This is a genomic window from Lentzea indica (assembly GCF_012184385.1).
GTDB lineage: Bacteria > Actinomycetota > Actinomycetes > Mycobacteriales > Pseudonocardiaceae > Lentzea > Lentzea indica.
Map to the genome: position 1 here is coordinate 1 of NZ_VSRL01000285.1, position 10,790 is coordinate 10,790.

Here is a 10,790-nt window from a genome sequence, read left to right on the forward strand (position 1 = left end):
CCGAAGGGCAAGATGATCAACTCGATCACCGAGCAGACCGGTGCCGACATCTCCATCGAGGACGACGGCACGATCTACGTCGGTGCGGCGGACGGCCCCACGGCCTCGTCCTGGTTGGCTGTGTTGGTTGCTGGGCGTGGGGAGGTGCCGCGAGGCGCCCTGCGGAGCGCCGGAAGACGCGGCGAAGGTTGCCGGTCGCGGCACGAGATCAGCCGCTGGATCATCGCGTCACCTCTCCGACGAGAAGAGGCCGGTGGGCAGTGGGATGCCGTGGTCGGCCAGCCGGTCGGCGAAGGTCGGGCGCAGGCCGGTCGAGCGCAGCGTGCCGCGGAACTTCCCGTTCTCGTCCACACCCGCCGCGAAGTCGAACACGAAGAGGTCCTGGAGCGTGATCACGTCACCCTCCATGCCGACCACCTCGGTGATGTGCGTGATCCGCCGGGTGCCGTCCTTCAGCCTGGCCTGCTGGATGATCAGGTCGAGCGCGGAGTTGACCTGGTCGCGGATGGCGCGGCTGGGCAGGTCGACACCGGCCATGAGCACCATCGTCTCCAGCCTCGACAGCGCGTCGCGCGGGGTGTTGGCGTGCGCTGTCGTGAGCGACCCGTCGTGCCCGGTGTTCATCGCCTGCAGCATGTCCAGCGCCGCGCCGTCGCGGACCTCGCCGACGACGATCCGGTCCGGCCGCATCCGCAGCGAGTTGCGGACGAGCTCGCGGATGCTCACCTGGCCGCGGTTCTCGACGTTCGCCGGCCGCGACTCCATGCGCAGCACGTGGTCCTGCCGCAGCTGCAGCTCGGCCGCGTCCTCGATGGTGACGATGCGCTCGTCTTCGGGGATGAACGAGGACAGCACGTTGAGCGTCGTCGTCTTGCCCGAACCGGTGCCGCCGCTGACGAGGATGTTCAGCCGCCCGCGCACGCACGCCGACAGGAGCTCGGCGACGGCGGGGCTGATCGTGCCGAACCTGATCAGGTCCGCGACCTGGAGCGGGTCCGTGGCGAACTTGCGAATCGTCAGCGATGAGCCGTCCAGTGCGATGGGCGGCACGACGGCGTTGACCCGGCTGCCGTCCGGCAGCCGCGCGTCCACCATGGGGCTCGCCTCGTCCACCCGCCTGCCGACCCGCGACACGATCTTGTCGATGATCCGGCGCAGATGGCTCTCGTCGGTGAACGCGGCGTCGACCAGCTGGAGCTTTCCCTTGCGCTCCACGTAGATGTGGTCCGGCCCGTTGACCATGATCTCGCTGACGTCGGGGTCCCGCAACAGCGGCTCCAGCGGGCCGTGGCCCAGGATCTCGTCGGCGACCTCGACCGCCATCCGGCCGCGGTCGGCCAGCGTCATCGGGGTCTCGTCCTGCTCGAGCACGGCCTGCAGCGAGTTGCGCACCCGCAGTTCGAGCTCGTGCTCGTCGAGGCGCTCGTCGTAGAGCTTGGGGCCCAGGGTGTCCAGCAACGCCCCGTGCACCCGGCCCTTGACCGCGGCGAAGTGGTCAGGACTGCGCTCCCTGCGCGTCTCGGGCACCACGGCGGAGGGCACCACCACCGGTTCGCCCTCGGTCCGGACGGGCGCGGTCAGCTGAACCAGCCGGTCGCTCAGCCTCATCCGGACCGCCTCCTCAACCCGAACAACCCGCGGCGGACGGCGACCGGCTCGTGCTTCGCGCCCGCGAGGATCCGCGTGGCGATCTCCCGGAACGCGGCGCTGACCGGGTGGTCGGGCTGCTCGACGGTGATCGGCACACCCTTGTTGATCGAGGCGGTCACCGCGAGGCTCGCCGGTACGCGCACGGCGACCTTGGTCTTCACGACGCTCTCGACGTCGGCCACGGTGAGCCCGACCCGCGAGTCCTCCCGGTTCAGCACGATGCTGCGCCGGTCGCGGGGGTAGGACAGCATGTCGAGCATGTCGATGGTGAGCCGCAGGTTCTTCAGCGTCGGCACGTCGGGGGTGGTGAGCAGGACGTGGTGGTCGGCCTCGTCCAGCACCGCCAGCACGTGCTCGTTGAACTGCGGCGGCGTGTCGATGACGACGTAGTCGAACATGCGGCGCAGCACCCGGAGCACGTCCGTGATGAGAGAAGCGGGAATCTGCTCCGAGTCACCGGGTTCCACCGGCGCCAGCACGCAGTCCAGGCCCGGCCGGTAGCGCGTGAGCAGCCCGGACACGCCGGTCTCGTCGAGCCGGCCGTCCATCACCACCGCGTCCACCAGTGTGCGGACCGGGGTGAGCTGAAGTGAGATCGCCACGTCACCGAAAGCGAGATCCAGGTCCACCAGGCAGACCCGGTTGGCACCGCCCGCGTGCAACATGACCGCCAGGTTGGTCGCCGTGGTCGTCTTGCCGCAGCCGCCCTTGGTCGCGAACACGACCGCGACCTTGCCCTCGGCCGACTGCTGGGCGGGAATCGTGACGCCGGCGGGGGTCGCCCGCGACAGGTCCCGCGAACGCAGGCAGGACTCGGCGAGCAGGTCGAGGTCGGACTCCGGCACCACCTCGCGGACCCCGGCACGGATCGCGAGGGCCAGCACGGTCACCTCGAGCCGCTCGCGCAGCAGGACGACACCCAGCGCGGGACGCGCAAGTCGTTGGGACGAGGTGAAGTTCAACGCCTCCGTCAGGTCCACATCGGACCCGATGACGACCAGAGTCTCGAGGTCGTCGGACGCGAGCAGCCGGTCAGCCGCGGCGAGATCGTCCACATGGGACACTTCGCCGCCCATCGCTCCGGTCAGCGGCGGAATCACCGCCTTCGTCTTGGTGCACAGGATTGCCATGGCGTTTCTCCACTCCTACTTGGCCGGGTCGAAGACGGACTTGCTGTCGGTGCCGTTGCCCTGGCTGATCTGGGAACTGTCGGTGAGCAGTGCGAAGTGCAAGGTGCCGAACTGGGAACGCTGGATCAGGCGCTCGGCTTCGGCCTGGGTCGCCGCGACCGTGACCAGCACGCCGCCCTGGCCCGCGCCGTCACCCGACTTCGCGTTCGGGGCCGGTGGCGCGCCGAGCGCGAGCACCTCGACCTTCGGCAACAGCAACCGGGTGACCTGCGTGCTCTCGGGCTGTTTCTCCAGCCCGGCGCCGGACGGCGTCCTCGACTTCTCGTCGAGGACGGTGTGCGTGTCGAACACCGCGATCTGCGAGCCGGCCTTCACATAGCCGGCCACCCGTTGGGGGGCGCCCAGCTCGACGGTGACGGCGACCTTCCCCTCGGGGATCGCGAGACTGGACGACGTGGGTTTGACCGCCGCGAACATGGGCTTCAGCACGAGCTGGCCCGCTTGGACGTCGGCGGTCGCCACCAGCTTGGCGAGGTCCGCGCTGATCTCCTCCAGCGCGTTCTCGGGCACGGTCTCGGCGGGCATCTTCTCCAGTCGCAGCAGGCCGCCGCGCAATGCGGCGCCCGCGCTCGTGCCCGCCGGCACGCGCTTGTCCGCGACGACCACGGGGACGGCGTGTTTGCCCGCCAGCGCCCTGGCGTCGGCGTTGCGCACGTAGAGCAGCACCGAGATGGTGCCGACCGCGGCGAGCAGCAGCGTGAGGCCGATGGTGAGCAAGCGTCGTTTCATGATCCTTCTCCGGTGTCAGCCGAGCACGCGGACGGCGGTCGCGCCCATCTCCGGGCCGCCGAGCACGGCGTCGGCGGGCAGCAAGGCGGTCGTGAAGTAGCCGTAGAGGCACTTCTCCTCGCCCCTGCAGTGGTTCTGGAAAGTCGCGGCCTTCAGGCCCGGCAGGTGGTAGCCGGTGACCACGAAGGAGGCGAAGCCCTTCAGGTGGAAGTACCCCTCGTGCCCGGTCCCGCCCGCGCCGTCGTACACCGGCACCAGCAAGGTCGTCTTGTACGTCTTGGCGTCGGCAAGCTCCTCTTTGCACGCAGTGGAAGCGCTCACGCCGGTGTCACCGCGGTAGACACCGTTGAGGTCGACGTAGGCCTGGCAGGCGCCCGTCGCGTCGGCCAGCCAGCCGAAGCCACCGGGCAGGATCCAGCCGGCGGGATTGCCGGAACAACTCGTTCCCGATGTGGTGTGCAGCATCAGCACGCGCTCGAAACTCGCGTCGACCGTTCCGGTCGCCGGCGCGAACGTGGTGCCACCACCGGTGGCGGTCTGCCACTCGCACAGCGAGATCGTCACGCCGAAGCCATAGGTGGCGCTGGGGCCGCCCCACCCCACGCGGGTGCACGCGGCCACGCCCCGCCCCTGGTAGGAGGAGCCGAGCAGAACCTGCCCGAAGGTCGCGGGCAGCAAGGTGGATCCGTCCGCCTGGCGAGTGCTCGTGCGGACCTCGACGAACTTGCCCTCCGCCGGCCGCTCGCCGAGGCAACCCGCCGCCTCGGCGTCGTCATCGGGGCAGGAGTCCAGCAGACCGTTCGCGTCGACGCCGCAGACCAGATCCACTGTGGACGTTCCGTCGTTCGAGTTCAGGTTGGCGTAGTTCAGCGCGGTGCTGCCGGCACAACCTGTGCCCTCGGCACACGCCTGGGCGAGCGCCAGCGCCGCCGCGTCCGACGCGTTCTGCAGCTGGGCGCGCTCGTTGTACAACTGGCCGACGTCGATGACGAGCGCGCCGCCGCCGAGCAGCAGGCCGCCGCCCAGCATGAGCGCGACCAGCATGGTGACCGCGCCGCGGTCGTCGCGCCGCAGCCGTGACATCAGCCGAGACATCGCATGACTCCCTTCCCGGTGAGGGTGATCGGGCCCGTGTCGCCACCGAAGGTGCCGGTGAGGGCCCCGATCGGAGTGGCGAAGGTGAATTCGTGGGTGACGGTCACGACGGCGTCCGCCGCCACGAGGTTCGTGGGACAGGCCGTCACGTCGACCGCGACCGCGGACAGTGTTCCGGCGGCGTCGAGCGTGCGGGTGACCGTGTCCGGTTCACCCAGTGCCGCGAGCCTCGCACCTTCCCTGGCCGCCTGGGTCAGGACGACCTGTGCGTGCAGCGCCCGCCCGAAGTCGACGATGCCGCACATCAGGAGCAGCAGGATCGGCAGCACGAGCGCGAACTCGACCGCCGCCGCTCCACGATCGCGGCCCGCCGGAGGAGCCGATCCGAGGTGATCGGCTCCGAGCGGCGCCTTCATTCCCGTCAGCCTGCGGCAGGTGCCACAGCGGGCAGCTGGTCGCTGACGCCGTCGAACACCCCTTCGAGCTGACCGCCCAGCGCCATGACCACGCCGATGACCACGGCGGCGATCAGGCCGACCATCAGGCCGTACTCGACGGCGGTGGCGCCGCGCTCGCGGTTGTCGAAGCGGTCGCTGATCCAGAGCTGCAGGTAGGCGATTGCGGTGAACATCTCGGTCTCCTCCGGTGGCTGGGCGGTCCATCGCCGCCCGATGTGGACAACTGTGCGGGATGGGCAACCCCCGCAGACAGCGGGCGAACGGCCAGAAGAATTTGCGAAACGCCCGATGGAGACGACGCCTTGTAGTGCGAATGGAGGACAAAACCCGGTCCTGTGTGGACTCTGACCTAGCGTCTCAGGCGTGCATCTCACGACGGCTGCGGCCGGAGCCGCTGCGGGTCTGCTGGCCGGACCGTGGGTTCGCGCCGCGGTCTTCCGGCTCTCCGTACCGCCGGACGCACCCCAGCGGACAGCGTGCCCGCGCTGCGGGAGCACGCTTCGCTCCGCGACCGCCTGCCGTTGCCCGTCCTGCCACGAGCGCGTAGCAATGCATTGCGGTGTAACGGAAATCGCGTCCGCGGCGGTGCTCGGCGCCCTCGGGTACGCGGTGGCCCGGCCTGAGCTGGTCGCGTTCGCCTGGCTCGCCGTCCTGTGCGTGGCGCTCGCGACGATCGATCTGATCGTGTACCGGCTGCCGGACCGGCTCACCCTGCCCGCCTACCCGGTGCTGGCCGCGTTGCTGGCAGGCGCGGCGCTGGTGAACTCGGAGCCCGGCCGGTTCCTCCGCGCGCTGCTGGCGGGCGCCGCGCTCGCGGGCGGGTACCTGGTGCTCGCGCTGATCAGGCCAGGGCATCTGGGGTTGGGCGACGTCAAGCTGGCCGGACCGCTCGGCATGGCGCTGGGATGGGCGGGATGGCAGTCCGTCCTGCTCGCGACCGTGCTGTCCTTCGTCCTGTGTGGACTTCTCGGCGCGGTCCTGCTGGCGGTGCGACGGGCGGGCCCTCGTACCGCCCTGCCGCTCGGGCCGTTCATGGTCTATGCCACGTTCGTGGTCCTACTCGTCACGCCAGGCCAGTAGTCGCGCCTTTTCATCACCGCGCCCATCACCCGTTCGCGTGACGCATACGTCGTTTTGAGGCCACCCTGCACGTATTCGTCACACAGCGAACAGGGCCAATTCACGGACGGATGACGAGAAGGTGATCTTCCAGCTGCGCACATACGTTTGATCGTGCGTGAACCACCAGGAGGAACCATGCCACGAGTGCTCGTAGTCGAGGACGATCCGGACATCGCCCGGATCGTGGCGTTGCTCCTGGCCAGGAACAACTACCAGGTGGACCGCGCGTCCGAGGGCAGGGCCGGGCTGCGGGCGGTGTACGACTGCAAGCCCGACCTCGTCGTGCTGGACATCGGACTGCCCGGCATGGACGGGCTGAGCGTCCTCGAACGCATCCGCGATCTCGGCGACGTGCCGGTCCTGCTGCTCAGTGCACGTGACCAGGAGTCGGACAAGATCCGCGGCCTGCGCGCGGGTGCCGACGACTACCTGACCAAGCCCTTCACCACAGGAGAACTGCTGGCCAGGGTCGAGGCGCTGCTGCGAAGGGCGCGCCCGGCGCAGTGGTCAGAGCGCGTCTACGACGACGGATCGCTGAAGATCGATCCTCTTTCCCGGCTCGTCCACGTGGACGACCGCGAGGTGTCCCTCACCCCGATCGAGTTCCGGTTGCTGAGCATGCTGACCCGCAACGCGGGCGCGACGCTGTCCACCGGCCAGCTCCTCGCCGAGGCGTGGGAAGACCCGACCGGCATCGGGGCGGAGCGCGTGAAGTTCACCGTGCTCAGGCTCCGCCGCAAGCTCGGCTGGGACGACTCGGCGACGTCGCCGATCGAGTCGGTGCGCGGTATCGGGTACCGCTACCGGCCTCCGCTGCGCACGCGTCCGCGCGTCGAGAGCGGGATCAGCGGCCGCCCCGGCCGTTGACGAACACGTTGAGCGCAAAGGAGGTTCGATATGGCCAGCATCAACGGGCAGCGTTCGGCGAACGGCTTCGACAAGCGCCGCGTCAAGATCGTTCTGTCGATGGTCTACGGGCTGCTGAGCGCCGTCAACCTCGTCATGATGATCACGGAACCCACCGCGTGGCAAGGAGTTTTCGCGACGGTTCTGCTCGTCGCGGCGCTGTGGCTGTGGTTCGACACACAACCGAGGACGACCTCATGAGCAACCGGGACTTCTGAACGACCTGACGCCCTGAACATCCACCCACGACCAAGCCCCGATGCCGGCAAACAGTTCCGCGCCCCTGCCGGCACCGGGGCCTGCCACGTCCGTGTGGAGGCAGTGGTCCGACGCAGCACGACGTCATGAGCCGGCCGGCCGGACCTGTTCCGCGCCTCGGTGCCGACCCGACGAACATCCCACGCCCGTCAGGCGGTGGTGGTCCGGCGCTTCAGGCGGCGAGTCCGGAGGATCGTGAGCACTGCAGGTCCGACGATCAGCAGCAGGCCGATGAACATCATCCGCCGGCGGAACGGCTCCGGACAGTTCGATGGATAGGCCACAACGACATCCTCACGCCTGACGGCACACGCTGTCAGGACTCGAGGTGCCGGGGTCAACCTGGACCAATCCGCAGAATTTCCGGCCCCTGGGCGGCAACGAGATCAAGGACGGCACGAGCTTCGGCCGCCACGGCAGCTCCAGCTGCACGATGTCCTCGGCGAATCGGTGACGGGTCCACCGATCGGCCGGTGCGGCAGATCGCCGAGGAGCTCGGTGCCTCGTATGAGACGTTGCGCGCCAGGGTGCGGAAGCCCGGCGGTCCGCCGATCCCGAGCGGGTGGCGTGAGGAACGACCGGGCCGGGTCGGCACCGGTGATGTTGACCGTCACCGTTCCCGCCGACGTCGTGACCTCCGTGCCCCGACCGCGTCGGCTGCACCCTGGCCAGCGGGCACGAGGAACCTGGAAACCGTTTTGCCCGAGCTGGTGTCGATGAAAGCGAAGAAAGCGATGACGCCCAGCGGTGGCCACGCCAGGCCGAGGGACGACAGGATGATCAGGCCGAGGCTCGGGAATGAACGGAGCTCACCTCGTTCACGGCGCAGCCGAACATCTCCCCCATTGGCCATGTCAACTCTCTGAAGTACCTTGCCGCCCGATCCGAATCGATCCGATGTTGTCGACCTCCGGGGCAGTGCGCCGCGCCGTGACCACGTCGTGAGGAAAACAAACCGGCATGCGTGATTACCTCGCTGGAGCCGGGTTCGGAGACCCCCGGCGGGATTGATCCCCAATTTTGGGCATTATGATCATCGCGCTTGCCGCCGATGGCACATACTGCGTGGTGTGATCAATCCGAAAACACCCCCCTCCGCGGACTTGCCGCCCATCTGGGCGCCGGGCGCCGCCGACCCTGACAAACCCAGCACCGCCCGAGTTCGCGACTATTGGCTGGGCGGCGTGCACAACTCGGCGGCCGACCGGCGGCTGGGGGAACAGTTCACGCTGTGCGCGCCCCAACTGCCGTACCTGGTGCGCACGCATCGAAACTTCCTGCGCCGCGTGGTCACGCGGCTCGTGCGCGACGGAGTTCACCAGTTCGTCGATCTGGGCTCTGGAATGCCGACCGCAGGCAACGTGCACAAGGTGGCACAGCGCGTCAATCCAGAGTGTCGCGTGGTCTACACCGACATCGACCCCGTCGTGGTGGCCGAGTCGCGTGAACTGCTGGCGGGCGACGACCGCACCACGTATCTCCACGCCGACTTGCGCCGGCCCGAACAGATCCTGGACTCGCCGGACCTGCGCGGCCTGCTCGACCTCGACGAGCCCGTGGCTCTCCTCGCCATCGACATGCTGCACCACGTTCTCGACTCCGCCGGGCCGGCGCAGCTGCTGACCACTTATGCGGACGCGCTGGGACCGGCGTGCCAGGTCGCCCTCTCGCACACCTACCGCGACGAGAGGATGCTCGACGCCCTCAGGCTCTACAGCGACATCTACAACAAGCCGCTGCCCGAGTTCGCCTTCCGCAGCGCGGCGGAGGTCGGCGACCTCCTGGCGGGGTTCGAGGTCAGCGAGCCGGGCCTGGTCCCCATCCCGCTCTGGCTCCCGGACGCCGACACCGAACCGGACCAGAACCCCGAGCACTTCAGCGGCTGCGCCGCACTCGCACGCAGGCGGTAAGGCTCCGCACGGACAGCCTGCCGTGACGCAAGACCAGCACGAACACGGACGAAGCGGCGACGGAGAGCTGCTAGGACCACCCGTCACCGCCTGTCCGTGGACACGCCACGAGCCGAGGGGACGCACGGCCGCGGCGATGTCCCGTCGATGCCGGCGCCGACCTGACCACGAAACGGGCCGAGCGCGCCGGATTGTCGTTCGAAAAAAGAAACTTCAATTTTTCGCGACATTTGTGACTCTGTGCGAATGAAATCTCGTGTTCATCACACGTCAGAGCGGCACACGAGCCACGACGAGCAGCGATGCACACCAGCACGCGCTACGACTTCACCCTTTTACGCGACACCACACGCCCAGCGCGCGACGTAGCCTTGACGAACAGACCCGCACGAGTTCGGAGTTCTGATGTCAAATGCACTGGAATCGGTTCAGCCGTTGGGCGTTCCGCTTTACGATCTGACGCTCATCGGTATCTTGCTCCTCACGTGCGGATCCGTTCTGAGGCTGGCGGCGCGACCAAAGCCGCAGCCCACGCGAAAGCGGAAGCCAGCCGTACCGCGGCACGTCGAAGTGCCGAGGCAGCGCACTCGGACAGCGCTCACTCGGGCTTGGGAGGTGGTTCGAGGAGACCGTCACACCGCTGTGTGATGTCGTCCGGACAACTTTCGTGCGCGGCCTTGAAAGCCTCGATCACCGCGTTCGGGACACGACCTCGGCCGCACAGGACGACCCCCTGTTCCTGCGCCCACGAACGAATGCGGTACATGAGCTCGTCGTGGGTGGAGTAGGAACCACCGGCGCCCCACTCCACCCGGCGTGCCGCCGGGAGGAACGGCGCCAGTGCGGCGCGGAGCTGCTCCTGGTGAGCCGTGCTCAGGTCGATCTCGTAGTGAACCCCGTCCACGCCGAAGGAGACCGTGGACACGTCGTCACTGCTGGTCCCGTCCAGATCGTCGGTCTTGTTGACGATGATCCTCGCCACCACTGCGCTCACCTCACCAACGACATGTGACGGCACCTGACACGGGTGCGGTGAGATGGAGCCCACCGCACCCGCTCGACCGGCAACTCACGACCGGTGTTCAGGCGCCGATCAGACCGTGATGGCCGAACCGGTCGGGGTGTCAGCGGCGTCCGCCGGGCAGTTGCCCGCAGCGTCCGCGTCCACGTCCGGCACCTCGCTCATGGCGTCGCCCGAGGCGTCCACGTCCGCGACGACGATCGCCTCGGCGTCGACCGCCGCACCCAGGCCGAGGGCGAGGGCCAACTCGGCGTCGAGGCCCACCGCAGCGGCCACGTCCAGCCCGATGCCCAACCCGATGCCCGCGGCGACGTCCACATCGACATCGGCGTCAGCGGCAACGCCGACGCCCACCGCGACATCGGCGTCAGCGGCAACGCCCACCGCGACATCGGCGTCAGCGCCCGCGTTCGCGACGACCACCACACCGCCGTCCGCGTCCGCGGACGCG

Annotated in this window: 13 protein-coding genes and 1 pseudogene; 5 read left to right on the forward strand and 9 right to left on the reverse strand. The window is 68.7% G+C overall.

The window, feature by feature from the left end:
• Positions 1-132 (forward strand): annotated as a pseudogene (locus FXN61_RS56750) (KH domain-containing protein); the annotation flags it as partial.
• Positions 133-228: 96 nt separating this feature from the next.
• Here the strand turns inward: FXN61_RS56750 and FXN61_RS41885 are convergent.
• Genes FXN61_RS41885 through FXN61_RS41910 form a run of 6 tightly spaced genes read right to left on the reverse strand, consistent with a single transcriptional unit; the run spans position 229 to position 5,295 of the window.
• Positions 229-1,608 (reverse strand): TadA family conjugal transfer-associated ATPase, encoded by a 1,380-nt coding sequence (locus FXN61_RS41885; protein WP_167979401.1) that lies wholly within the window; start codon positions 1,606-1,608, stop codon positions 229-231.
• The gene (locus FXN61_RS41890; RefSeq protein WP_167979402.1) at positions 1,605-2,780 is read right to left on the reverse strand and encodes a CpaE/TadZ family protein; all 1,176 of its coding nucleotides are present in this window, start codon (positions 2,778-2,780) and stop codon (positions 1,605-1,607) included. The genes FXN61_RS41885 and FXN61_RS41890 overlap by 4 nt, the downstream gene beginning before the upstream one ends.
• 15 nt (positions 2,781-2,795) lie before the next feature.
• A complete protein-coding gene (gene cpaB, locus FXN61_RS41895) occupies positions 2,796-3,569 on the reverse strand; it encodes a Flp pilus assembly protein CpaB (RefSeq protein ID WP_167979403.1) in 774 nt (257 codons plus the stop codon).
• 15 nt (positions 3,570-3,584) lie between these two features.
• Positions 3,585-4,664: a pilus assembly protein TadG-related protein gene (locus FXN61_RS41900; protein WP_167979404.1), complete on the reverse strand. Its 1,080-nt coding sequence runs from the start codon at positions 4,662-4,664 to the stop codon at positions 3,585-3,587.
• The gene (locus FXN61_RS41905) at positions 4,652-5,080 is read right to left on the reverse strand and encodes a TadE/TadG family type IV pilus assembly protein (RefSeq protein ID WP_167979405.1); all 429 of its coding nucleotides are present in this window, start codon (positions 5,078-5,080) and stop codon (positions 4,652-4,654) included. Before FXN61_RS41905 ends, FXN61_RS41900 begins: the two co-directional genes overlap by 13 nt.
• Positions 5,081-5,085: 5 nt before the next feature.
• Positions 5,086-5,295, reverse strand: a complete 210-nt coding sequence (locus FXN61_RS41910; RefSeq protein WP_167979406.1) for a Flp family type IVb pilin — start codon at positions 5,293-5,295, stop codon at positions 5,086-5,088.
• Between the two features lie 190 nt (positions 5,296-5,485).
• On the opposite strand from FXN61_RS41910, the gene FXN61_RS41915 reads away from it, so the two are divergent.
• The 3 genes from FXN61_RS41915 to FXN61_RS41925 all read left to right on the forward strand — a co-directional run bounded on the left by FXN61_RS41915 (position 5,486) and on the right by FXN61_RS41925 (position 7,351).
• On the forward strand, positions 5,486-6,202 hold the full coding sequence (locus FXN61_RS41915; protein ID WP_167979407.1) for a prepilin peptidase: 717 nt from the start codon (positions 5,486-5,488) through the stop codon (positions 6,200-6,202).
• Positions 6,203-6,379: 177 nt separating this feature from the next.
• A complete protein-coding gene (locus FXN61_RS41920; RefSeq protein WP_167979408.1) occupies positions 6,380-7,111 on the forward strand; it encodes a response regulator transcription factor in 732 nt (243 codons plus the stop codon).
• Positions 7,112-7,141: 30 nt separating this feature from the next.
• Positions 7,142-7,351, forward strand: coding sequence for a hypothetical protein (locus FXN61_RS41925; protein WP_167979409.1), 210 nt, complete (start codon positions 7,142-7,144; stop codon positions 7,349-7,351).
• 206 nt (positions 7,352-7,557) lie between these two features.
• Here FXN61_RS41925 and FXN61_RS54930 read toward each other — a convergent pair whose 3' ends face one another.
• On the reverse strand, positions 7,558-7,692 hold the full coding sequence (locus FXN61_RS54930; protein WP_281360855.1) for a hypothetical protein: 135 nt from the start codon (positions 7,690-7,692) through the stop codon (positions 7,558-7,560).
• 819 nt (positions 7,693-8,511) lie between these two features.
• Here FXN61_RS54930 and FXN61_RS41930 point away from each other — a divergent pair.
• Positions 8,512-9,318, forward strand: a complete 807-nt coding sequence (locus tag FXN61_RS41930) for an SAM-dependent methyltransferase (protein WP_167979410.1) — start codon at positions 8,512-8,514, stop codon at positions 9,316-9,318.
• 598 nt (positions 9,319-9,916) lie between these two features.
• Here FXN61_RS41930 and FXN61_RS41935 read toward each other — a convergent pair.
• Positions 9,917-10,312, reverse strand: a complete 396-nt coding sequence (locus FXN61_RS41935; protein WP_223165831.1) for a histone-like nucleoid-structuring protein Lsr2 — start codon at positions 10,310-10,312, stop codon at positions 9,917-9,919.
• A 99-nt stretch (positions 10,313-10,411) separates the two neighbouring features.
• Positions 10,412-10,790, reverse strand: a 379-nt coding sequence (locus FXN61_RS41940) for a hypothetical protein (RefSeq protein ID WP_188136067.1), incomplete at its 5' end; no start/stop codon positions are given.